This is a genomic window from Kitasatospora sp. NPDC127111 (assembly GCF_042677465.1).
Classification (GTDB): domain Bacteria; phylum Actinomycetota; class Actinomycetes; order Streptomycetales; family Streptomycetaceae; genus Kitasatospora.
In genome coordinates, this window is sequence record NZ_JBHXTG010000001.1 from 67,416 (window position 1) to 89,703 (window position 22,288).

Below are 22,288 nucleotides of genomic sequence, written 5' to 3' on the forward strand. Positions count from 1 at the left end.
CTCAACCCCGTTTTCTCAGCTGGAAGTTCATCGGGCACCGGGTGACCTCCAGCCCGGGCTGCCAGTCCTCGAAGCAGGTGAGGCCGCGGGCCGGGTCCTGGTGGGCGCTGGTCCGGCAGCCGGGGTCGGCGGGATCGCAGGGACAGATCACCACCGACTCGAACGGGCGCAGGCTGTGCGCGCAGACGAAGCAGCGGGCGTGCTCCGGCCCGGACAGCACGGGGTCATCGGGCATCAGCCGGGTGACGTGCACCTCGTCCGGCAGCGGGTCGCCGAGGTCGACTCCGCGGAAGAAGTCCGCCGCAGCCTGCGCGTCGGTCTGCGTCGCCTGCTGGACCAGGCCGCTGCACGGCAGGTGGGGCATGTGATGGGTGACTTCGACCAGCCGGTGCTCGGCGTCGTAGCGCAGGTACACCTGGTCGCCCCGGCGGAAGGTGTGCCCGCAGACCAGGCAGGGGTGGCGCCGGGTCGCGCCGGGCGGCCGCCAGGTTCGTACCCAGGGCGACTCCCGCCCGGTGGGTGCCGGGCCGTCAACCCCGGAGGAACCGGGCTGTCTGCCACGGAGCTCGCCGAGGTTGAAGGCCGCCTTGACGCCGTCCTCGGGTGGCCGGCCGCCCGGGGGGACGCCGGCCGCGGCCGTGTCGTCGGGGCTCTGCGGCGTCGTCACTCGGGCTCCTCCTCCGTCGGGTACCGGTGCAGTCCGTCCGTCGGCAGGCCGAGCAGCCGGACGGCGGCCACGGCCTCGGCGTACGCCCGCGCCGGGGTGCTCCCGGCGGCCAGCGCGTCGTAGAAGCCGGCGCTGAACTCCACGGCCGCGCGGTCGCCGAGCTCGGCCTCGCTGCCGATGGCCAGGCGGCTGCGGGCGGCCAGCACGCCCGAGTGGCCGGCCGACCAGCAGCAGCTGAGCAGGACGCACTCCAGCCGGCCGAAGGCCGCCAGCGCCCCGGCGAGCGCCTCGATCGGCAGCGTGGCCGGCAGGCCCTCGGCGTCCTCGAAGACCAGGCCGTCGAGCGCGGTGCCGTGGCCGGCGAAGTGCAGGAGGTCGGGGCGGGCCCGCCGGAGCAGTGGCAGCAGGTCGGCGATCCGGGCGGCCGGCTGCACGGTGAGCTCCAGCCGGCCGGCCGAGGCGTCGACGGCCCGCATGATCCGGCGCAGCTCCTCACCGAGGCGCAGCGCGGGCTCGCCGACCGGGCCGGCCAGCAGACAGAGGATGCGTAGCGGCCGGCCGGGGCCGGCGCCGGGCCGGTCGGCGTCGGCCAGCAGGCCGGCCAGGCGGCGCAGCGGCTCGCTGGCGGGGAACTGGTCCGCGGCGGCGGCCAGCAGCCGGGCCAGGTCGACGTGCTCGAAGCGGCCGTTCGCCACCAGTCGGCAGACCTGCCGCCACCAGTCGGCCGGCGTCAGCGGGCCGAACGCGGGCACGTCGGCCAGGCCGACGCCCACGTCGTCCAGGAGGTGCTGGCAGGCGGTCTGGCCGGCGAACAGCTCCCCCAGGAGGGCGAATCCCCGCTCCCGGCGGACGAGGTCCCACTGGTTGCTGATGATCAATCACCCTCCCATCGAACGTTATGAGTTGATGCCGAATCCTACGCAGGAAAGTGGGGCTGGAGGTGTACTTTCAGTACCGGTCTCGGACGAGACCGCGGGGCCCGAGCATGCCTGGGGGCGGGGAGTGGCCGAACGGCTTGAGTTGATCGAGTGCGGAGGGCCGGGGCATGGCCGGCCGGGGGTCTTCGAAGTCGAGTTCGAAGCGGGCGAACAGGTTCGGAACGGCTTCCGCGAGCGCACCGGGGTGCTCGTCCATCAGGGCGGCAGGCGGGTGGTGCTCCTGGTCGCCTTCACCGACGAGGCGCGCCGGCAGCTGGCCCAGTCCCTGCGGGTGTCACGGCAGTTGATCAGGCGACTCGGGGAGAGCAAGTATCCGGCGGAGCTGGTCCGGGTGCTGGGCTACCGGACCGAGGCGTACGCGCCGCAACTCCTGATCGCCGAGAGCGACCTGCCCCCGCTGTCCGCCCGCGACCGCGAACTTCCGTTACGGCCCGGTGAGTTGGGTGACCTGATCGATGCGCTGCTGAACGCCCTCGCCGTGCTGCGCGAACACCGCCTGGTCCACCGGGCGATCAGCGCCGACAGCGTCCTCTGGAAGGGCTCGCGGATCCAGTTCCGTGACCTCGGCTCGATGACCGACGAGGGTACGCCGCGCGGCGGTCCGGTGGGGGCGGACCCGTGGCGCTGCCCGGACCAGGCGGCCGGCCACGGCTGCACCGACTGCCGGGACGACGTCTACGCGGCCGGCGCCCTGATCTTCCGGCTCGCCACCGGCGAGGAGCTCGGCCCGGCCGCGCAATTGGCACACCGGGCAAGCCTGCAGGACACCGCACTGCGCACGCTGCTCGACGGCGTCTTCGTCGAGGACTCCCGGCAGCGTCCCACCGCGGCCACGCTGCGCTCCCGCCGCCCGCGGCAAACCCGGGACGAGCCCGGTCCGGTTCCCCGCACCAGCCTGGCCCAGCGGGAGCAGCAGGCCCGCGCCGACTTCCGCGAGATCCGGCGCCAGCAACAGGCGTTCCGCACCGCGGTGGCCGCCGTCCCGCCCCCGCCGGGCCCGCCCCCGCCGCGCCAGGCGCGAAGGCGGTACCCGGCGGACGGGGAGCGGGGCCTCCCCGGGACGTTCGGGCCGCCCCACCCGTCGTACGGCGTGCCCGGAGGCCCTCGGCCGGCGTACGTCGGCGGCGTGCCCGGGGGCCCTCGGCCGCCGTACGCCGGGGCGGTCCGCCGCAAGCCGCTCGACCGCTTCCTGGACCTCGGCCCCAAGGTGGTGGGCGGCGCCGTGGCCGTCGTCCTGCTGGCGGCGGCGGCCGTGGCCGTCCTGGTGATCCGATGACGCCCGGCCCCGCCCGTGCCCCGCGAACGACCCGCGCTCCACGAACGACCCGCAGCACACGAAAGGGGAGGGCGTGACCACGGTCAGATGCCCGATCTGTCTCCGTCTGATCGACTGGTCGGCCGCCGAGGAGGTCGTGATGACCCCGGCCGGCACCTACGAGCGCCTGGAACGCCGCCCGGACGAGGACGACATCCAGTGGAACCACCGGCGGCTCAACGTCTACCGGATGTGCCCCGGTTCGGCCGGCTCCTCCCAGCACGCCCTGCCCGGCCGCTACGGGGACTTCGGCGAGCCGTTGGTGATCGGCATGGTGGGGGAGTCCGCGAGCGGCAAGACGCACCTGCTGGCCGCCATGATCGGCATGTTCTGCGACGCGGCGCGGATGGCCCGGATCGGGCTGTCGGTCGGCGCGCTCGACCTCGCCCTGCACGACCAGTACATGCGCGAACAGGTCCGCCCCTTCCTGGACAACGGGCAGGGGCTGCTCGGGACCAGGCCCGCCCCGCCCGAGTTCACCGACGCGTTCTGGGTCCACAACCGGTCGACGGGCAAGGAAACCGCCCTCGCCTTCTTCGACGTGTCGGGCGAGTGGCTCGCCTCGCACGAGTCCGAGACCCCCTTCCTCGGAGCCGTCAACGGGCTCATCTTCGTGGTGGACCCGGCCCGGATCCGTCATCTGGGAGGGACCGGGGGCTCGGTCACCGGCGATCCCTCCTTCGGGATCGTGCTCGACAAGCTCGCCCGGATCCGCGGCTTCGAGGGCAGCGCCTTCGTGCCGGTCCCGGCCGTCGTGGTGATCGGCAAGTGCGACCTGCTGCGGCACACCGAACACCTGGTGGGCCGCTGGTTCACGCCGGGCGGCCGGGACGACCTGGAGGAGTTCGACCTCAGCACGGTGGAGGAGGAGAGCGAGGACGCCTACGCCTTCCTGTGGACCGTCGACGCCGCCGGCTGGCTGGCCCCCTTCGTGCGCTGCGCCGACGCCACCCTTCACTTCGCCACCGCGACCGGCACTAAGGCCGTCCGGGAGGGCGAGAGCGAGACCTTCCCGCTGGAACTCCTCAAACCACGGCGGGCGCTCAAGCCCCTGCTCAGCCTGCTGGCGATGAGCGGCGTCCTGGAGCGCGACAAGCTCCGCCCGGCGGGGCGGAGGTGGGAGCGGTGAACGCGACCGAGACCGGCGCGGCCGGCCGTGCTCCCGGGCGGCCGGTGCACCAGATCCTCTACGGCTGGGCGGAGCGGGACTCCGGCGGCAACGCCGGGGTGCGGCCGATCGCGCACTCCGGACCGGCCACCATCGACCGCTGGGCCGAGCGGCTGGAGCACGTCTGGGCGACCCACGAGGCGGCCGGGGAGAACGCCGGCGAGGCCAGCCTGGCGTACCTCGTCCTCGACGGCGAGGCGGCCGTCCTGCGCAAGCTGCCCGCCTCGAACATCCTGGGCCGCCCCGGCGCGACCCTGACCCATGTGCTGGTCGGCACCCCGGAGCTGTTCGACGCCAGGACGGCGCTCGGCCTCGCGGCCTGGCCGGGCTGGGCGAACGCACTGCCGGCGGCCGGGACCAGGCTGCCGGTCCTGGACGGGGACGAGCTGCGGGAGCACGCGGACGACGGCCTCGCGCGGCTCCGGGAGGCCGCGGCCGCGCTGCCGGCGGCCGAGCTGGCGGCGCTGCTCGCCCGGGTGCTGGGCGAGCCGGAGGCCGACTTCTCGGTGATCGCGTCCGGTGCGGGGCGCGCGGAAGCCGCCCGGGAGGAGCGTGCGGTGACCCCCGCCACCGCCGGGGCTGCCCGCACCGGTGACTCCGAGGGCACCGCCGATACCGCTCGCGCCGACGACCCGGCGGCCACCACCGCCGCCACTCCCACCACCGCCGCCACTCCCGCTACTCCTGCCACCGCCACCGCCACCGCCGCTGCCGCCCGGGCCGTCGCCTCGTCCTCGCAGGCCCTCGGCCTGATGACGGCCCTGGTCGACATCCTCGGCGAGGACCCGGCCCGCCCGTGGACCTTCGCCAGCCGGGAGACCACCGACATCGGCCGGCACCAGCCGCGGATGGTCTTCCTGGTCGGCCCGCCGAAGCGGTCGATGTACATCCCGGACCGGCGCCGCCTCGAACTCGGCGGCCCGCCCCCCGCCGCGGTCGGCGCCCAGGCCGAACTCGCCGTTTTCGCCCGCCTGTTGGTCGAGCTCTACCAGCGCTCCGGGTGGCGGGCGGTGGCCCGGCTCCGGCCGGGCGCCCCGCTGCGCTCGCTCGGCGACGCCGAGGTGTGGCGCCGCTCGGTGCCGGTCCGCGACGGCCGGATCGCCGACCCCGGCGGCCTGGTCGACCCGCTGCTGGACGACACGGCCCTGCAGTCGCTCGCCCTCGAGCACCGGGGCAGGTCGTCCGGCTACCCGCAGGAGCTGGTCGAGTCGATCCGGGCGGAACTGCGCGAGCGCCCGGCCGAGTTGCTCGAACGGCTGCTGAGCCGCTGGAGCCGGACCAGCCAGCGCTCGGGGCGCCACCCGCAGCTGCGCTCGGTGATCGAGTACGAGGCGGTCCGCGCCGGACTCACCGCGCCGCTGGACGACGACCTGTCCGGGCACGTCCGGACCCTGGTCGGCCGGGTCCGGGCGGACGGCCCCTCCCCGGCGGTGGTGGCCCGGATCGTGCTCGACCTCGCGCCGCGCGGCGGCCTGGACCTGGACGTGCCGGCCCACGCCCGGCTGCTGGCCCGCGCCCTGGTCATCGGGGTCGACACCCGACTGCTCACCGGGGAAAGGGTGTTGGCCGCCACCTCCTCCGGCCGGCTGATCCGGTTCGCCGTCGACCGCGCCCACCAGCGCGACCCCGCGGCCGCCCGCTGGCTGCTGACGGAGGTACTGCCGGACCGGGTGGACCAGGCGCTCGCGCACGGCGGCCCGACCCAGGCGTTCCACGACTTCCGCGCCGTCCAGGAGCAGCTGCGCGGCGGGTACCTGCTGACCGACGAGGTGCCCCGGATCGCGGGGCACGACCGGAACCGCCAACTCGACTGCCACCGCGAACTGTTCCGGGCGGCCTTCGGGCAGCCGCTGGACGAGGACGCCGTGGTCTGGCTGCTGCGCGAGGCGGGGAGCCGGTCCACCCCGGCGGTGCTCGCCGCCCTGCGGTCGCTCGCCCGGGAGGGCGCGGCGCAGGACCGGGTCGCCCGGGAGGCGGCCGACCGCTACTTCCGGGACCACGGCCTGCTGCCCGCCGAGGGGTGGCGGCGGCCCGTCCTGGGGCGGCCGGCCGGTCCCGCGCCGACGGGCGGTGCGTCGCCCGGTCCGGATCGCCGGCCCGAGGCGGCCCAGCGGCCCGTGGCGTCCGGCACGCCCGGCCCCGCGCATCCTTCGTACGGGCAGTCGTCGTCCGGCTCCGGGTACCTGCCCCGGCCGGCCCACCCGTCCGAGCCGGCGAAGTACCCCGCACCCCCGGCGGAGGCACCGGCCGGCCCGGACCGGGACCCCGGCCGGCGCCCGACACGCGCCGAGCGCAAGGCGGAGCGGCGCGCCGCACGGGCGGACGAGAAGCAGAGGAAGCTCGACGCCCGCCGGCAGCCCGGGTCACCCCCGCAGAGACCCGCCGGCCCGCCGGCCCCCTCATCGCCCCCACCGCCGTCGGCACCGCCAGCGCCGTCGCCGTCGGAGGCGCCCGCTGCCACACCCTCGCCGGAAGCCCGGCCGGACCGGCGTCCCGGCCGCGACCACCATCGCGAACGCGACCGCGACCGCGGCCACCGCCCTGACCGCGACCGCGGCCACCGCCCTGACCGCGACCGCGGCCACCGTCACGACCACGACCACGACCGCGACCACCGTCCCGACCGCGATCACGGCCACGCTCGCGGCCACCGTCACGACCACGACCACGACCACGACCGCGTTCGCGGCCGCCGTCCGGTGAGCGGCCGCGCCAGGCCGGACACCTTCGCCGTGGTCGTCCTCGTCCTGGGCGCCGCCGCCGTGGTCGTCCTGCTCATGCTGGTGGTCGCCTCCCTGATGGGACGGCTGTGACGCCCCGGACCCGGCACGGCCGCCGGCCCGCGAGACCCTGAGGCCCGCGCGGCCCCGAAGAGAGAGGCACCTCCGTGTCAACGCCCGCACCTGATGTCCGGTCCGAGCTGGGCGGCATCGCCGGACGGATCCGGCGGACGGCGTCGCCCGGCGTCGGCGGCATCCCCGTCGTCGACCTCCTCGCCGACGAACTCGCAGCCGGCGGAGCCGCCCTGGCCGGCGTCGACCTGGTCCGCGCCTACCCGGCGGAGGTCCTGCTGCCGGACCCGCCCACCCGCCAGTGGCACGGGGTGGAGGGCTGGCTGAGCGTGCTGCGGGACGTGCTCGTGTTCGCGCCCATCGGCCTGATGTGGTGGCGCCTGGGCAGCGCCCTCTCCACCTACCGCGACAGCTCGGGCGGCGACCAGTTCCTGCTCGCCTGGACCAAGGGCTTCCCCGCGGCCGGATCGACCGAGGCCACCACCGCCACCCTGGGGGACGCCGCCTTCCAGATCGTCCTGCTGATCGCGGCCGTCGTGGTGCTCACCCTCGTCGTGCACCTGCTCCGCTCGCGCCGGACCGGCCCAGCGGTCGACCGCCGCCGCCAACTCCTCTCCGCCGACCTCGCGTTGGCCACCTTCCTGCTCTCCACCCGGCTGCCGGCGCCGACCGCCCCGATCGACGTCCGCCGGCTGCACGGCGTCGCCGAACGCGTCGCGGCCAGCACCACCCAGCTGGAGTCCGCGCTGCGCCGCACCGCCGAGGAGATCACCGCGGCCCTCGACTCCGGGCCGGCCTCCCGGCTCCAGGGCGCCCTCGACAGCTGGAACACGGCCGCGGCCGGCCTGACCCGGGCCGCCGAGTCGCTCACCACGCCGAGCCGGACCTTCGAGGCCTTCCTCGCGCTGCGGGAGGAGCTGGCCCGCGACGAGCTCAGGCTCCGCGCGGCGCTGGAGAACCTCGTCGCCGAGCTGCGCCGGACCCAGGAGATCTCCGGCGACGAGATCCACCGTCACGACCTCGCCGTCGCCGCCGTCCGCGACCTCGCCCAGACGCTCGGCGAGTCCGTCCAGGTCTTCACCGAGCGCACCGAGTACCTGATCGACTCCACCCGGAGCATCTGGCAGCTGGTGGAGCGGATCGACTCCCGCGACAGCCCGTGGGGCGGCCGGCACGCCGACGGCGTCCCCGGTCCGGGCACCGCACCGGGAGGCCTGCTGTGAGCGCCGCCCGCCGCCCCGGTCCCCCCGGCGGCGGCCGGACGATCCTGCTGGCCGGCTGGCTCTTCGCGGACCTGCTCCTGGTGCTCCTCGTGGTGGCCCTCAGCGCCCTGCCCGCCCCCCGGCCGGAGGCCTCGGCCACCCCGTCCGCGTCGCTCCCCGGCCCGACGACCACGTCCGCCGCCCCGTCCCCGTCCCCGACCAGGCCCGCCGAGCGCGGCCTGGTGATCCAGCCCTGCCGCTTCACCGTCAACGTCGGCTACTCCACCCTCGGCGGCAGCGGGGCCGACCAGGTCGCGAGCCAGCTCGACACCCAGCTCCGGGCGGCCGGTGTCGAGCAGCGCACGGCCGGCTTCGTCCTGTCCTTCGGCCACGCCCCCGACGTCAACGTCGGCCAGGACGCCGCCCGGAAGGTCAACGACGTCCTCAACGGCAGGCTCCCCGCCGTCTTCGGCAAGGCCCCGAAGCGGGGCTACTGGACCGGCGACAGCGCCTCCGACGTGGTCGACGTCGACGTCTTCTTCCTGGCCGATGCCAACGGCGACACCTCCCTCCCCCCGCGCTGCCGCACCTCCGACCGCTGAACCTCACCACCCGCCGCCCCGCGTAGACACGCCCGCCGGCGGGGATGATCGGTCGTAGGCGCCGACAGCCCACCGTGAGAGGGTGCCCCCCATGAAGGTGATCGACCTCGTCCTGAACGTCCTCTGGCTGATCTTCTGCGGCATCTGGATGGCGATCGGCTACGCGATCGCGGGAATCATCTGTTTCATCCTGATCGTCACCATCCCCTTCGGCATCGCCTCCTTCCGCCTGGCCGGCTTCGTGATCTGGCCGTTCGGGCGGACGGCGGTGGAGCGGGCGGACGCGGGAGCGCCGTCGTGCGTCGGCAACGTGATCTGGCTGGTGTTCGCCGGCTGGTGGCTGGCGCTGATGCACCTGGTCACGAGCATCCCGCTGTTCCTGTCGATCATCGGGATCCCGTTCGGCTGGGCGAACCTCAAGCTGATCCCCGTCTCGCTGACGCCGCTGGGCCGCGAGATCGTCTCGACCGACGAGCCCTGGGTCGGCCGCTGAGGCCCCCGGCCCTGGCCGGGCGGGCCCCGTCGGGCAAACGCCCCGGGCAAACCCCGTCAGGCGGGCTCCGGGCGCGGGAGGCCGCGTCCGGCCGTCCCCGCCCGGTGGAACTCCGTGCCGGCGGCCGAGACCAGGCGCAGGAACTCCGAGGCCGCGAGCGCCGCGTCCCACTGCCGGAGGTCGGAGGTCACCCGGCGCAGGACCTCGAGCGTCCCTTCGGCGATCAGGAACGCCGCGGCGTGACCGGCCCGCCCCGTCGCGCCGACGTCGAACGCCGGACGCGAGTCGTAGAGGTACGGGACGCTGAAGTCCGCCGCGTTGATGACCTTGGTCGGCCCGGCGTGGACGTCCCGGTTGGCCTCCTTGTAGATGTGGGAGACCGGTCCCGCACCGAGGCACTCCTCGATGTCCGAGAAGGTGACGCGCTTCTTCAACGGGTCACCGGTGGCGGGTGCGGCCCAGTTGTGCTCGGTGGAGAAGAACTGGGGCCCCCAGGCGGCGACGGCCGCGTCGCGCAGTTCGCGTGCGTCCTCGTCGATCGGGCCGTTGGCGAGGCGCTCCTTGCCGTTCGCCTCGACCAGCGAGGAGACGTAGTAGCGCTCGGCGAGTTCGTACCCGCCGGGCGACTGGTCGGAGCAGATCAGCACCGTCTTCAGAACGGTCTCGTACAGCGTCCTGACCCGTGAGGTCGCCCCTTCGGGGTGGCCGCCCCGCAGCAGGTGCGCGACCTCCGCGCCCAGTTGGACCATCTGGGAGTGGAGCCCGGTGAGGACCAGGGACTTGAGCAGGACCCCGCTGGGGAAGCGCTCGATCCCGAGCAGTGCTTCCGGGCCGGTGCCGCCCTGTTCGTCCATCCAGTCCCGCACGGCCTCGATCAGCGCCCCGTTGACGAACTCCGCCGCCCCCAGGGCGCGGTCGAAGGAGCCGAGCGCGCGGCCGTAGTGCCGGAGGACGCTCCGCCGGACCGACGCGCCGGTGGAGCGGCGGCGGTCGGTGCGGACCGACGAGCAGCGGGCGGCCCACGCGTGCCGGTCCGGCGCGATCGAGGGGAGGGCCGAGATCGTGGCCCGGAACTCGGCGACCCCGTCGAACTCCTCGGCGGTGGCCGCGCCTTCGGAGACGAGCCGGTTGAAGCGGCGGGCGGAGATGGCGAGGAATTCCGAGTCGTCGTGTTCCATGGCTGCCTCTCCCCGCTCGGTGATGCCTCGGTGATGCCTTCCGGTGCCGGCATTGTGGTGGCGGGCGGACCGGCCCCTCAACGCATTTCCGGTCCGGGACGGACGCGGCCGCCCGCCAGCCGTCACGGCGCGTCGGTGAGCTGGACGATCATCTTGCCGGTGTTGGCGCCCCGGAGCATGCCGAGGAAGGCGTCCACGACGTTCTCGAAGCCGCGGACGACGGTCTCGTCCGGCACGACCGCGCCCGAGCGCAGGTGCGGGACGAGGAAGTCGTACAGCTCGGGGCGGGCGTCGAGGTGGTTGCGGACCAGGAAGCCCTCCAGCCGCAGGCTCTTGCCGACCACGTCGTACAGGTTGCGCGGGGCGGCGGGCGGGTCCTGCAGGTGGTTGTACTGGGCGACGGCGCCGCACCAGGCGATCCGGCCGTGGTCGCGCAGGGCGGCGATGGCGCCTTCGAGGTGGTCGCCGCCGACGTTGTCGAGGTAGACGTCCAGGCCGCCGGGGGCCGCCTCGCGGAGCCGGTCGGCGATCGGGCCGTCGTGGTGGTCGAAGGCGGCGTCGAAGCCGAGGCGCTCGGTGAGGTGCTTCACCTTGGCGGCCGAGCCGGCGCTGCCGACGATCCGGCCGGCGCCGAGCAGCCGCGCGAGCTGCCCGGCGGCGCTGCCGACACCGCCGGCGGCCGCCGAGATGAAGATCGTCTCGCCGGGCTGGAGCCGGGCGACCCTGGTCAGACCGACCCACGCCGACAGGCCGGTGCCTCCGAGGACGCTCAGGTGGGCGCTGAGCGGGACGCCGTCGAAGTCCGGTACGACCCAGGCCTCGGCCGCGCCGACGACGGAGTGGGTGCGCCAGGCCCGCCGGTGGTGGACCAGCGCGCCGACCGGGAGGGCCGGGGTGCGGGACTCGACCACCCGGCCGAGCGTGCGGCCCTCCAGCGGGGCGTGGAGCGCCCAGCCGCCCTCGTCCATCTCCTCGCGCATGTACGGGTCGACGGACTGGTAGATGTTCTCGACCAGCGCCTGGCCCTCGGCGAGCGCCGGAACGGCCTCCTCCACGAAGGCGAAGTTCGCGGCGGTGGGTGCGCCGGTGGGGCGGGAGACCAGGTGGACGGCGAGGGCGGTGGGGCGGGACACGGTGACTCCGGTGATCGGGAGGGGGAAGGACGTGATCACCGTAGGAAGGGCGGCGGGGTGCCGGGCAGGGGTCCGCGTCGATGGATGGCCGGGTTCCATGAGCCGGATCGATGGATGCCGGTAGATTCGGGGGATGACCGCACCCGCCCGGGACGCCGCGCCCGACCTCGCCCCGCAGGAGCTGCGCATCCTGGTCGCCGTCGAGGAGGAGCACGGCTTCACGGCGGCCGCGGTACGCCTGGGCACGACCCAGTCCGCCGTCTCGCACGCCGTGCGCGCCTGCGAACGGAAGCTCGGCGCGGTGCTCTTCGACCGCGGGCGCCACGGCGCACGCCCCACGGCCGCCGGCGCGCGGGCCGTCGCGTACGCCCGGCGGATCCTGCGGCTGCTGGAGACGATGGGCCCCGAGATCCGTGCGGCCGGCGCCGGGGACGCCTCCGGCGAGGTCACCGGGACCCTGCGGATCGCGGCCTTCCGCAGCGTCGCCGCCCACCTGCTGCCGCCCGTGCTGGCCCGGCTCACCGCCCGCCACCCCGGGCTGACCCCGCAGGTCCGGATCGTCCGCGAGATCGGCCGGGGCACGTCCGGCGAGGTCGCCGACGGCCGTGCCGACCTCGGACTCGCCACGCTCACCGGGGACGGGGACGGGCCGCCGCCCGTCCCCGGGCTGATCGCGGTGCGCCTCTTCCAGGAGACCTACGCGCTGGCGCACCCGGCCGGACACCCGGCGCCGCGCGGGCTGCCGCTGGTCGACTGGGACGAGAACTGCGGCTCGTACACCAGGGACTGGTGGGACCGGCAGGACTGGATCCCGCCCGCGACCATCGACGTCGAGGACGACACCGTCGCCGTCTCGCTGGTCTCCCAGGGGCTCGGCATGGCGATCATGCCCCGGACCGCCCTGCTGGGAGCCCCGCCCGGGCTGGCCGTCACCGACCTCGGCCCGCGTCCGCCCAGCCGCTCCGTCGGGTACGTGACCACCCCCGAGCTCGCCGGCACGGCGGCGGTCCGGGCGCTGATCCGCGAACTGCGCGCGCTCGCCCTGCCGGAGGGGCTCTCGGCGGCCTGAGCGGAACGCCGCACGGGGCCGCTGGCGCGGTGCCGCTGACGCGGGGCCGTGGGCGGGGTCGCCGATGCCGGGCTGTCGGGACCGTGGCGTCGGCAGGGGGGCGGCCTGCGGCACGGTGGTCGACCCCGAGGCGGCACGGCAGTCGCGCCGCCGCCGGTCCTCCGCGCGCGAACCGCGCCCGGGTCAGGCCCCGAACCCGCGCCCGAGCAGCCGCTACCCGAGGGCCTCCCGCAGCCGCCGGAACTCCTCCGCGAGCCCGTCCAGCGTGTAGTGCGCGTTGAGCCCGCTCGGGTTCGGCAGCACCCAGACCTCGGTCTCCCCGATGCCCTCCGGCTGCGGCCCGACGGCCGCCGTCCGCCGCCCGAAGGCCGTCCGGTACGCGCCGATCCCGAGGACGGCGAGAACGCGCGGGCGCAGCCGCAGCACCCGCTCGGTGAGCGCGGCGCCGCCCTCGCGCAGCTCGTCGGCGGTGAGCTCGTCCGCCTTGGCGGTGGCCCGCGGGGCGACGTTGGTGATGCCGAGTCCGAGGTCGAGCAGCTCGGCCTGCTCGTCCGGGCGGAGCTGGCGCGGGGTGAATCCGGAGCGGTGCAGGGCGGGCCAGAAGCGGTTGCCCGGGCGGGCGAAGTGGTGGCCGGTGGCGCCGGACCAGAGCCCCGGGTTGATGCCGCAGAACAGCACCCGCAGCCCGGGGGCGACGACGTCCGGGATGGTGGTGTCGCGGGCGGCGAGCAACTGCTCGGCGGTCGGCTTCACGGGCTTCGCCGGCTTCACCGACGTCGCAGGCTCTGCGGACGCCGCCGGCTTCACCGGCTTCACCGCCCCGGCCGCGTGGGCGGCGGGCTTCTCCGGCTCCTGGGGCTGCTTGGCGGGCTTCACCCGCCCAGTCTGACGGTCGCCCGCCGCCGCGCCCGCAGCCACCCCACGCCGAACACCACCACCGCCGCGTACGACCAGCCGGCCAGCACGTCCACGATGAAGTGCTCGGCGCCGTACACCAGGGTGAACGCCATGGCGAGCGGGTACCCGACGAGCACTGCCCGCAGCCACCGTCCGGCGGTCGGCCAGAAGAAGAACAGCAGCATCGCCGGGTACGCGGAGTGCAGCGAGGGCATCGCGGCGACGTCGTTGGCGAACCGGCTGCCGTTCTCGAAGACCGACCCGGCCCGGGGCAGCCCGCTGTCGGTGAGCACGTCCGACACCACCCGGGTCAGCTCCGGCAGGTGGCCCTGCTGGGCGGCGAGCCACGGCGGCACGGCGGGGTAGAGCAGGTACGTCGCGAAGCCGGCGAAGGTCAGCGCCAGGTAGCAGGTGAGCAGGTGTCGGAACCGGTCGCGGCGGCGGCGCCAGAGCACCGCCAGCACCACGAAGACCAGGAAGAAGTGCGACAGGTAGACGGTGACCGCCGCGTAGTCGTACCAGTGCGGCGAGCCGGGCGTGTACAGCGCGTGCTGGAGCCGGACGGTCCAGGTCTCGCCGAACCCGAGCAGTTCGTCGGCACGCAGCTGCGGCCACAGGTACGGGCGCCACGGGGTGTGCGCGCCGTAGCCGCGCAGCAGCGAGTACGTCCAGACGACGGCCATCACCGGCACCCAGTCCCGCAATACCAGCAGGAAGCCGCGCGGCCCGTGGCCGCTGTGCACGGCGGCGGCCAGCAGCGCGCCGATCAGCCACAGGAACACCACGTCGTTGGCGTACGGCAGCCCGTACTCGTGCAGGTACCGGAGCAGGGCGAGGAGGTAGAGCGGCCACGCCAGCAGCCGGAGCCGGGCCAGGGTGCGGATGCGCGCACCGGGCAACGGCCGGCGTACCGGGCGCAGCCGCCCGGCGCGCGCGGGTGGGGACGGCGCCGGGCGGAGCAGTTTGGTCATGCCGGCCGAAGCTAGCAAGGCATTCTTGGAGAACTCTTCACGCGAACGTTCGGCCGCCCAGCAAAGACTCAGAAAGCCACCGGTCGGCCGAACGCCACGCCCGGCCCGCGCCCGATCCGCGCCCGGCCCGCGCCCGATCCGCGCCCGATCCGTGTGCCATCCGCACCCGGCCCGCGGGCACGACGGACCCGCGGCGCGCCTACGAGACGATGCCCAGCTCGTGCGGGGTGTTGTTGAACCGCCGCCCGCCCTGCTCGGTCACCGTCACGATGTCCTCGATCCGCACCCCGAACCGGCCGGGCAGGTAGATCCCGGGCTCGATCGAGAAGCACATGCCGGGGACGAGCGGCCGCTCCTCGCCCTCGACCAGGTACGGCGGCTCGTGCGTGGTGATGCCGATGCCGTGGCCGGTGCGGTGGATGAAGTACTCGCCGTAGCCGGCCTCGGTGATCACCCGGCGGGCGATCCGGTCGATCTCCTGGCAGCTCACCCCTGGCCGGACGGCCTCGAACGCGGTCTGCTGCGCCCGCCGGACGACGTCGTGCACCTTCCGCACCTCGGCCGGGACGTCCGCGCCGACGTGCACGGTCCGGGTGGTGTCGGAGCCGTAGCCGTCCTTGAGCCCGCCGAAGTCCAGGACGACGGTGTCGCCCGGCCGGATGACGCGGTCGCCGGCCTCGTGGTGCGGGTTGGCGCCGTTGGGGCCGGAGCCGACCACGGTGAAGTCGACCTGGCTGTGGCCGTACTGGATGAGCAGCGCGCCGAGGTCGGCGGCGACGTCCGTCTCCCGCCGGCCGGCGAACTCGACCTCCAGGATGCCCCGGTACGCGGCGTCGGCGGCGCCGCCGGCCGCGGCCAGGCGGTCCAGCTCCTCGGCGTCCTTGACCGCCCGCAGCATCGGCAGCGCCTCGGTGAGCGAGGTCCAACCGGTGCCGGGCAGGGCGGCCTGGAGGCCGAGCAGGTGCATGGCCCAGGCGTTGTCGGAGACGCCGTACCGCCCGGCCGGGTCGAGCAGCGGGACGGCGGTGGCGTACGGGTCCTCGCCGTCGGTCCAGTCGAGCAGCCGCAGGGCGGGGGCGCCGGGCGCCTTCTCGGCGTCCGGGCGTTCCAGCTTGGGGACGATCAGGGCGGGTTCGCGTCCGGCGGAGAGCACGAGGGCGGTCAGCCGCTCGGTGATCGCGGTGGGCCGGTAGCCGGTGAGGTGGAACAGGTCGGGGCCGGGCGCGACGACCAGGCCGGCGAGCCCGGCGGCGGAGGCGTCGGCGGCGGCCCGGGCCAGCCGGGCGGAGTAGTCCTCGGTGGTGAACGGTCGTGGCACGGTGTCTCCCGCCTTCCTGTGTCGACAGAGCGCGGCCCGGTGTGCAGGCTCGTCGGGTCTTCCCGGTGGTGACGCTCTATCACGTCCGGCCGGAGTCGGCGTAGTGCCGCAGGAACAGCGCCTCGACGTGGGCCATGTGCTCGATCTCGCCCGGGTCGACGCTCTCGTCGGGCGCGTGGACGCGGCAGCGCGGCTCCGCGACGCCGATCAGGATGATCTCCGCGTCGGGGTAGGTGCGGGCGAGGACGTCGCAGAGCGGGATCGAGCCGCCCTGCCCGAGGAAGGACATCGGCCTGCCGTAGACCTCCCGCATGGCCTTGCCGAGCGCCGCGTACGCCGGCCCGCCGGTGGCGGCGCGGAACGGCGGACCGACGCCCTCCGGCTCGACCCGGACGTGCGCGCCCCACGGCACGGCGGCCTCCAGGTGCGCGGTGAGCGCGTCCTGCGCGGCCCGGGCGTCCGTGCCGGGCGGTACCCGCAGGCTGACCCGGGCCCGGGCGGTGGCCGGGACGGTGGCGGCCGAGCCGACCACCGGCGGGCAGTCGACGCCGAGCACGGTGACGGCGGGCCGGGCCCAGAGCCGGTCGGCGACGGTGCCGGAGCCGGTCAGCCGGACGCCCTCCAGGACCCCGGCGTCGGTCCGGAACCGCTCCTCGTCGTACCCGACTCCGCTCCAGCTGCCGTCGCAGTCCAGCCCGTTGATCCGGGTGCCGCCGTCGGCGTCGCGCAGCGAGTCGAGCGCCCGGATCAGCGCGGCGAGCGCGTCCGGGGCCGGACCGCCGAACATGCCGGAGGGCAGGTCGCCCTTCAGCGTGGAGACGGTGACGACCAGGTCGGCGATCCCGCGCAGCGAGGTGGTCGCGGCGGGCACGCCGACCGCCGCGTTGCCGGTGTCGCAGACCAGCAGGGCGTCGGCGTGCAGCTCGCCGGCGTGCGGGGGCACGTACGCCTCCAGGCCGCCGGTGCCCTGTTCCGCGGAGCCCTCGGCGACGAACTTGACGCCGACCGGGAGGTCGTCGCCGAGCGCCCGCAGTGCCGTGAGGTGCATGACGATGTTGCCCTTGCAGTCGGCCGCGCCCCGCCCGTACCAGCGGCCGTCCCGCTCGGTGAGTTCGAACGGCGGGGACGTCCAGGCGGCGTCGTCGAGCGGCGGCAGGACGTCGTAGTGGCAGTGGAGCAGGACGGTCGGCGCGCCGGGCGGGGGCGGGCGGTGGCCGATCACGGCGTGGCTGCCGTCCGGGGTCTCCTCCAGGTGGACGTCGCGCAGCCCGGCGTCGGTGAAAACGGCGGCGACCCAGGCGGCGGCCTCGCGGCACTTCTGGGGCGGGTACCGGTGGGGGTCGGCCACGGAGGGGATGGCGACCAGCTCGGCCAGGTCGGCCTTGGCCAGGGGCATCAGCGCGGCGATCCGGCGGGCGAGTTCGTCGGTCATGGGGACGGCTCCTGAGGGGTGGGCGGCGGTGCTGCGGCCTCCGGCGGCGCGGCGGCTTCCGGCGGAACCGTCCGGCGGAACGGTCCGGCGGAACGGTCCGGCGGAACCGTCCGGTCCGAGAGCACCGCCCGCCGGCCTGGCCCGCCCGGACCGTTGGACCCGCCGTACCTCCACTGCGCCCTGTCCGCCGCGTCCGCCGCGTCCGCCGTCACGTCCGCCGGGTCCGCCGTGTCCGCCGTGTCCGTCCAGACGGCGCCGCCGTCCTCGCCAGTTCACCCGGCCGCCCGGGGCGCCGCATGTGGCGTGCACCCGCACGGGTGATCGGGTGTCAGGGGCGCGGGGCAGAGGTTCGGCTTACCTGAGGAGTGGTCCGGGGCGGTCCGAGGGGCTGTCGGCCGACGGGGAGGACGCGGGCGGGGGCGACCGTCCTCGCCCCGCTCCACGGCCTCCGGCCGGAAGGCCCCTCTCGGGGCGATTCCCTTCCAGCCACGGAATCGTAAATCGCGGGCGCACTGTCAGTGCCGTGGTTCAGGATGACTGAATGCCCTACGAACTTCAGGCGCTGATCGGATCAGCGGAGCTGCTCGCGGTGGCCGCCGCCGAGGTGCCGGCCGCCCGCCTCAGCCCCCTGTCCCAGGGGCTCGCCCTGATCCCGGCCACCCCCGCCTTCCTGTCCGCGCCCCAACTCGGCGGCAGTGAAGGGGCGCCGGGCTGCGGCGCCGGCTTCGCCTGGTTCCCGGCCGGGCTGGAGCTGCGGATCGCCGCCTGGTCCAAGGCCGGCCCGATCGCCTGCGTGGAGGCCGACTACTTCGGCGGCTCCGGCACCCAGCGCGCCGCCGTCTGGGCCGACGGCCGGCTCGACCTCGGCCCGCTCCTCAGCGCCGAGTTCGCGCCCCTCCCGCCCGAGGGCAGCCCCATCTCCCGCGCCCTGCGCCGGATCGGCGCCCGCGTGGACGCCGGCTGCACCGACGAGTTCGAGGCCGTCGGCCTGGCCGCCCACTCCAGCACCGCCGGGTGGGGGGCGGCCGGCTGACCCGCCGTCCCCCGGCCCCAGCCGTCCTCTTCCCGGCCCTCCCGGGGTGTCGTCACCGTTCGGCGTACGTGCGGTGGCCGGCCCAACAGGCCTGCCCCAACGTGTGATCAGGCGATCTCGCCCGTTTCACACCGAGAGGAAGCCCCACCCATGCGTGCCACCCGGATGGCCGCCGTGCTGACCGCAGCCCTCGTGCTGACCCCGGTCGCCACGGCGTCCGCCACCGCCGTCGGCAACGGCGCCGCGGCCCCCCGAACGTCCCCCTTATCCACCACCGTCCCGAGCCTGCCAGGTCTCCCGGGCCACCCGGGCCTGCCGGGCGCGTCCGCCCTGTCCGCCGTCCCGCTCGCCGCTGCGGCCCCGGCGCTGCCCGCAGCCCCCGGCCAGGCCGCGCGCCCGACCGCTCGTCCGGCCGACGTGCCGCTGCCCGTCACCGTGCCCCCGGTGGCCGCCCCGGTGCCCGACGCCCCCGAACTGCCCGACGCCCCCGAACTTCCCGCACTGCCCGAGCTGCCGGCCCTGCCGGACGTTCCGGCGCTGCCCGCGACCCCCGACCCGGGCGCCCTCCTCGGAACGGTCGGCAGCCTCGTCAACACGGTCACCGGCCTGATCTCCTCCCTGACGGCCGCCCTCCCGCTCGGCGTCGTGCAGCAGCTGGTCGGCTCGCTGCAGGCCGTCCTGCAGGGCCTGCTCGGCCAGTTGCCGACACCGCCGGTGACCGTCCCGTCCCCGCCGGCGCTCCCCGGCACCACCGCACCGGCCCTCTCGGAGCAGCTCGACTCCCTCAAGTCCCTCAAGGCGCAGGTCCAGTCCCTCGCCGACGCCGCCGCGGCCCGCTCCGGCGCCGTCCACCCCCGCCCGGCCGCCGGCTGACCCGGCCGCCCGACAGCAGGAGGCCCCGGCCCCGAACCCGGGACCGGGGCCGCACCGCACCTGCCGCCGGGATCAGCGGTAGTTCACGTACTGCATAAGCACTGCGCTGACCTGCGAGTTTGCGGCGATCATGGCGCTGACCTGGGAAAACTCATGTCACGAGTTTTCACTGGTCAGCGCCGTTTTCCGCCCGCATGTGCCCTAGATGTGCCCCCCCACGGAGAGCAGCGAAGGGCCGTTTCCCAAGTGGTGGACGGAGGTGATGGCGGTGGCGAGGACCGACCACCAGGATCAGCCGCGGAGCTGATCCTCGATGGCCTGCTTGAGGGATTGGTTGTGCTCGCGTCCGGCCCACGAGGTGAAGGCGAAGTTCTTGCCAGCATGCACCGCACGATCGCGCTCCCGCCCGAGGGCGTAAAGGCCTGGTTCGCTGGCGCTGACGATGATGACAGCGTGCACGCTGTCATCCGTGAGGTAGTCCTGCCGTAGGAGGCGCCGCAGGAGCTCGGGGGGCATGGGGCGTCCAGGGTTCCCGAGCCGGGTTTCGACCACGGCCCGCTTCCCGTCGAGGGTCACGACGATGTCGGCGCGGGTCGACCCGATCGGGACGTCGCGCTGAACGGCATCGCCGAAGTAGCCGGTCAGCAGGTCCGCGATCACCCTCTCGTAGGCAGCTTCGCTCATGTCGGTGATGGCGGTGTCCTGCTGGAGGAGCTGATTCTGCACGGGGGCCGGGGCCGAGACGATGGCCTCCACGACCTGCTCGGGGCTGTCGGCCCCATTCACTTGATCTTTGACGTCAGCCAGGTCAAAGCTGCCCTCCTTGAGGTTCATGGAGGAGAGCTGCCGGCCCATGGCACTCAGGACCACAAGGACGGCGCCGATGGTGATGAGGGCGGTTGGGCCCGCCTCGACATCCTTCATGAAGACAGCCGTGCCGCCAGCCCCGATCATGCTGGCCCCGACGGAGAAGAGGAGTGCGCGGGTGCGCGTGGTCAACCTGCCGGCTCTGCGTAGTTGCTCGGAGCGTTGAAGGCGCATTGCACGCCAGCGGGCTATGCGGCCGGACTGTGCGGGTGCGGGTGCGGTCATGGCGGGCAGCATAGGGGACCGCCGCGTATCATTGGCGCTCCGTCAGATCAGACCCGGGGTCATGACGCTGGCCTACGCGTGGCTCACTGATGCAACTTCAACTCCCGGCGGAGTGCGCCCGCCGCTGGATCGAGGCCCGGTAGGTGGCCGGGGCGAGGTGGTCGTCGCCGAGGCGCGGCCCCCCACTGCGGGTACCTCGACGCCTTCCGCTGGCTCTCTACCTGCCACTCATGCTCGCAGGGGCGGCTCCGGGTCGCCTATCGCCCTTCCATGAAGGCGAGTTGTCGGCAACAGGCCCTACTCTGGTTGCAGCCGAGAGCTGGGGAGGCAGCGTGTCCGTGAGCGTCGACGGTGGGGCCGGCTTGTTGGGCCGTTGGTCTGCGATCCTGGGGGCGGTGAAGGAGCGCAGGCGCTTCACGTGGATCCTCCTGGCTCAGAATGCGACGCCAACGTCGTTCGATGAATCGAAGCTGATCTTGCAGATCGCTAGCGACAGCGCCCGCGACAGCTTCCTCAACTCGGGCGGCATCGAGATTCTGCAGCAATCAGTGCAGGCCGTGACCGGTTATCTTCCAGAGGTTCTTCTCGCAACTCACGGATCTCCTGTCGCGGAGTCTCCCTCGGAGGCCACTGTGGAGTCGGCGATGGAAGCTGGAGAAGCTGTTCAGCAGCCGGTCGGGTCGCCCCTATCTCCGCAGATGGAGAAAATCCTGGCACAGACGGCCTTCTTGATGCATGAGCAGGGAAAATCGCAGGCTGCAGCTCTCCTGCTGGATGTGGAGGGCGTTGAGCTTGCTCCTGGAAATTCCTTCGGCGACTATGAGGAAGCGCACCTTGTCGTGCCTCCATTCTTGGTGCCGAGATTCACAGATGCGATGCTTGAGTCGATTGCGCCGGTCTTCGAGCGAGTTGCGTACCGCAATGGGCTGGAGGATGTGCATGGGATTTCGGTAATACCTGCCTTGCCGTCGATCGGGTCAGACTGGAGGCAGGAGCTACAGCGGCGGCTTGCTGGCGGTGCGGTATCCAATCAAGCCATACGATCTCGATCTCGGGCAGTGAAGCCTGCGATCATGCGAGACGGATGTGTCTTCGATTCACTGGAGGAGGTGCGCGTCTACGAGGCACTGAAGCGCGCGCAGGCGGTTCTTCCTCCCGACGCGACAATTTCTATCTTCCCGCTTCCGGCTGGGCGAGTCGGTGCAGGCAACACCTGGACTCCGGATTTCCTGGTGGCGCGCGGGGGGCGTGTAGGAATTATTGAGGTGGACGGCCCGCAGCACTCAGGTCGGCGAGCCGCCGACAGTACCCGCGACAGGCACTGGAGAAATAGCGGAATCGTCCATATCGAGCGAATCCTCGTCGAAGAGACGAGCGATGATGCAGAACTGGACAAGCTTGTTCAGGTCTTCTTGAAGCGGCTTAGGGAGCATTAGAATGAGAAAATCCTCCAGTTGGCCAGATGGTGTCACCGAGTGGTCGCGGTCTGCCGAACTCATCCGCCTTGTTTGACAGGGCGCGGGTGGCCAATGTCCAACACGGTAAGGGCAATGGATCCATATTCGCTGACGGAAACGGGGGAGGGCTCCATGTCGTGCCGCGAGGTGTCGGACTACGGGCGGGTCTTGCCGTGTTCCAAGTAGATGGTTTCGGACTGGACCTTGGAAGCGCAGGCGGCGTGAACGCGGCGGGCGAGGCGGGGGATTAGAAGCGCGTCGAGCTGATCAGTGGTGTGGAAGGCGTACTCGCCGATCTCCACCTGGTCGACGGTGATGTGTGCGAGCTCGTCGGCCGTGAGGATGCCTCCGTCGAAAACGAAGAGGAGCTTGTCGCCCTCGGTGGGGTGGGGTGCCCAGTCGGCGACGAGGAGTCGGCCGATCGGTGGGGTGATGCCGAGCTCCTCCTTGACCTCCCGGGCGGCCCCTTCGCTCGGGGTTTCGCCTGCGTGCAGGTAGCCGCCGGGGATCTCCCAGCCGGGCTTGTAGGTCGGCTTCACGAGGAGGACGCGGTCGTCCTCGTCGAAGAAGAGCACGCCGGCGGCCGTGCGGGGCTGGGCTACGACCTCGTGGGGCTGGGAGTCGTTCATGGTGACGACTGTAGCCAGCGGACCGAGGC

General features: G+C 73.9%; 20 protein-coding genes. 10 read left to right on the forward strand and 10 right to left on the reverse strand.

Annotation, left to right across the window (positions count from 1 at the left end; all coding sequences use genetic code 11):
* Position 1: 1 nt before the first annotated feature.
* Positions 2 to 667 carry a hypothetical protein gene (locus ACFVHB_RS00355; RefSeq protein WP_380314002.1) on the reverse strand — a complete coding sequence of 222 codons (666 nt, stop codon included), beginning with the start codon at positions 665 to 667 and terminating at the stop codon, positions 2 to 4.
* The gene (locus ACFVHB_RS00360) at positions 664 to 1,545 is read right to left on the reverse strand and encodes a CHAT domain-containing protein (protein WP_380314003.1); all 882 of its coding nucleotides are present in this window, start codon (positions 1,543 to 1,545) and stop codon (positions 664 to 666) included. Before ACFVHB_RS00360 ends, ACFVHB_RS00355 begins: the two co-directional genes overlap by 4 nt.
* A gap of 244 nt (positions 1,546 to 1,789) precedes the next feature.
* On the opposite strand from ACFVHB_RS00360, the gene ACFVHB_RS00365 reads away from it, so the two are divergent.
* From ACFVHB_RS00365 to ACFVHB_RS00390, 6 genes are all read left to right on the forward strand, one after another.
* Positions 1,790 to 2,881 carry a hypothetical protein gene (locus ACFVHB_RS00365; protein WP_380314004.1) on the forward strand — a complete coding sequence of 364 codons (1,092 nt, stop codon included), beginning with the start codon at positions 1,790 to 1,792 and terminating at the stop codon, positions 2,879 to 2,881.
* A gap of 73 nt (positions 2,882 to 2,954) precedes the next feature.
* Complete coding sequence (locus ACFVHB_RS00370; protein WP_380314005.1) at positions 2,955 to 4,049, forward strand: hypothetical protein; 1,095 nt, start codon at positions 2,955 to 2,957, stop codon at positions 4,047 to 4,049.
* Positions 4,046 to 6,901: a hypothetical protein gene (locus ACFVHB_RS00375; RefSeq protein ID WP_380314006.1), complete on the forward strand. Its 2,856-nt coding sequence runs from the start codon at positions 4,046 to 4,048 to the stop codon at positions 6,899 to 6,901. The genes ACFVHB_RS00370 and ACFVHB_RS00375 overlap by 4 nt, the downstream gene beginning before the upstream one ends.
* Before the next feature lie 74 nt (positions 6,902 to 6,975).
* On the forward strand, positions 6,976 to 8,103 hold the full coding sequence (locus ACFVHB_RS00380) for a hypothetical protein (RefSeq protein WP_380314007.1): 1,128 nt from the start codon (positions 6,976 to 6,978) through the stop codon (positions 8,101 to 8,103).
* Positions 8,100 to 8,684 carry a hypothetical protein gene (locus ACFVHB_RS00385; protein ID WP_380314008.1) on the forward strand — a complete coding sequence of 195 codons (585 nt, stop codon included), beginning with the start codon at positions 8,100 to 8,102 and terminating at the stop codon, positions 8,682 to 8,684. Before ACFVHB_RS00380 ends, ACFVHB_RS00385 begins: the two co-directional genes overlap by 4 nt.
* Before the next feature lie 91 nt (positions 8,685 to 8,775).
* Positions 8,776 to 9,177 (forward strand): YccF domain-containing protein, encoded by a 402-nt coding sequence (locus tag ACFVHB_RS00390; protein ID WP_380314009.1) that lies wholly within the window; start codon positions 8,776 to 8,778, stop codon positions 9,175 to 9,177.
* Positions 9,178 to 9,233: 56 nt separating this feature from the next.
* Here the strand turns inward: ACFVHB_RS00390 and ACFVHB_RS00395 are convergent, their stop codons facing one another.
* Positions 9,234 to 10,355: a DUF5677 domain-containing protein gene (locus ACFVHB_RS00395; RefSeq protein ID WP_380314010.1), complete on the reverse strand. Its 1,122-nt coding sequence runs from the start codon at positions 10,353 to 10,355 to the stop codon at positions 9,234 to 9,236.
* A gap of 122 nt (positions 10,356 to 10,477) precedes the next feature.
* A complete protein-coding gene (locus tag ACFVHB_RS00400; protein ID WP_380314011.1) occupies positions 10,478 to 11,587 on the reverse strand; it encodes an NADP-dependent oxidoreductase in 1,110 nt (369 codons plus the stop codon).
* A 34-nt stretch (positions 11,588 to 11,621) separates the two neighbouring features.
* Here ACFVHB_RS00400 and ACFVHB_RS00405 point away from each other — a divergent pair, with 34 nt between their 5' ends.
* Positions 11,622 to 12,557: a LysR family transcriptional regulator gene (locus tag ACFVHB_RS00405; RefSeq protein WP_380314012.1), complete on the forward strand. Its 936-nt coding sequence runs from the start codon at positions 11,622 to 11,624 to the stop codon at positions 12,555 to 12,557.
* Between the two features lie 213 nt (positions 12,558 to 12,770).
* Here ACFVHB_RS00405 and mug read toward each other — a convergent pair whose 3' ends face one another.
* The 4 genes from mug to ACFVHB_RS00425 form a co-directional block, all read right to left on the reverse strand.
* On the reverse strand, positions 12,771 to 13,310 hold the full coding sequence (gene mug / locus ACFVHB_RS00410; RefSeq protein WP_380314253.1) for a G/U mismatch-specific DNA glycosylase: 540 nt from the start codon (positions 13,308 to 13,310) through the stop codon (positions 12,771 to 12,773).
* A gap of 119 nt (positions 13,311 to 13,429) precedes the next feature.
* Positions 13,430 to 14,425: a phosphatase PAP2 family protein gene (locus tag ACFVHB_RS00415; protein WP_380314013.1), complete on the reverse strand. Its 996-nt coding sequence runs from the start codon at positions 14,423 to 14,425 to the stop codon at positions 13,430 to 13,432.
* 199 nt (positions 14,426 to 14,624) lie between these two features.
* A complete protein-coding gene (locus ACFVHB_RS00420) occupies positions 14,625 to 15,743 on the reverse strand; it encodes a M24 family metallopeptidase (RefSeq protein WP_380314014.1) in 1,119 nt (372 codons plus the stop codon).
* Between the two features lie 79 nt (positions 15,744 to 15,822).
* Positions 15,823 to 17,175: a dipeptidase gene (locus tag ACFVHB_RS00425; protein ID WP_380314015.1), complete on the reverse strand. Its 1,353-nt coding sequence runs from the start codon at positions 17,173 to 17,175 to the stop codon at positions 15,823 to 15,825.
* Between the two features lie 541 nt (positions 17,176 to 17,716).
* On the opposite strand from ACFVHB_RS00425, the gene ACFVHB_RS00430 reads away from it, so the two are divergent.
* The gene (locus tag ACFVHB_RS00430; RefSeq protein WP_380314016.1) at positions 17,717 to 18,208 is read left to right on the forward strand and encodes a hypothetical protein; all 492 of its coding nucleotides are present in this window, start codon (positions 17,717 to 17,719) and stop codon (positions 18,206 to 18,208) included.
* 150 nt (positions 18,209 to 18,358) lie between these two features.
* Positions 18,359 to 19,081, forward strand: a complete 723-nt coding sequence (locus tag ACFVHB_RS00435; RefSeq protein ID WP_380314017.1) for a hypothetical protein — start codon at positions 18,359 to 18,361, stop codon at positions 19,079 to 19,081.
* A 291-nt stretch (positions 19,082 to 19,372) separates the two neighbouring features.
* On the opposite strand, the gene ACFVHB_RS00440 is transcribed toward ACFVHB_RS00435, so the two are convergent.
* On the reverse strand, positions 19,373 to 20,080 hold the full coding sequence (locus tag ACFVHB_RS00440) for a hypothetical protein (RefSeq protein ID WP_380314018.1): 708 nt from the start codon (positions 20,078 to 20,080) through the stop codon (positions 19,373 to 19,375).
* 431 nt (positions 20,081 to 20,511) lie between these two features.
* On the opposite strand from ACFVHB_RS00440, the gene ACFVHB_RS00445 reads away from it, so the two are divergent.
* The gene (locus tag ACFVHB_RS00445) at positions 20,512 to 21,609 is read left to right on the forward strand and encodes a hypothetical protein (protein WP_380314019.1); all 1,098 of its coding nucleotides are present in this window, start codon (positions 20,512 to 20,514) and stop codon (positions 21,607 to 21,609) included.
* A gap of 176 nt (positions 21,610 to 21,785) precedes the next feature.
* On the opposite strand, the gene ACFVHB_RS00450 is transcribed toward ACFVHB_RS00445, so the two are convergent.
* Complete coding sequence (locus ACFVHB_RS00450; RefSeq protein ID WP_380314020.1) at positions 21,786 to 22,259, reverse strand: NUDIX domain-containing protein; 474 nt, start codon at positions 22,257 to 22,259, stop codon at positions 21,786 to 21,788.
* Positions 22,260 to 22,288: the final 29 nt, after the last annotated feature.

Coding starts and splice junctions, on each gene's coding strand:
- ACFVHB_RS00390 (WP_380314009.1), top strand. CDS start 8,776: ATGAAGGTGATCGACCTCGTCCTGAACGTCCTCTGGCTGATCTTCTGC.
- ACFVHB_RS00395 (WP_380314010.1), bottom strand. CDS start 10,355: ATGGAACACGACGACTCGGAATTCCTCGCCATCTCCGCCCGCCGCTTC.
- ACFVHB_RS00400 (WP_380314011.1), bottom strand. CDS start 11,587: ATGGAACCCGGCCATCCATCGACGCGGACCCCTGCCCGGCACCCCGCC.
- ACFVHB_RS00405 (WP_380314012.1), top strand. CDS start 11,622: ATGACCGCACCCGCCCGGGACGCCGCGCCCGACCTCGCCCCGCAGGAG.
- ACFVHB_RS00415 (WP_380314013.1), bottom strand. CDS start 14,425: ATGACCAAACTGCTCCGCCCGGCGCCGTCCCCACCCGCGCGCGCCGGG.
- ACFVHB_RS00425 (WP_380314015.1), bottom strand. CDS start 17,175: ATGACCGACGAACTCGCCCGCCGGATCGCCGCGCTGATGCCCCTGGCC.
- ACFVHB_RS00430 (WP_380314016.1), top strand. CDS start 17,717: ATGCCCTACGAACTTCAGGCGCTGATCGGATCAGCGGAGCTGCTCGCG.
- ACFVHB_RS00435 (WP_380314017.1), top strand. CDS start 18,359: ATGCGTGCCACCCGGATGGCCGCCGTGCTGACCGCAGCCCTCGTGCTG.
- ACFVHB_RS00450 (WP_380314020.1), bottom strand. CDS start 22,259: ATGAACGACTCCCAGCCCCACGAGGTCGTAGCCCAGCCCCGCACGGCC.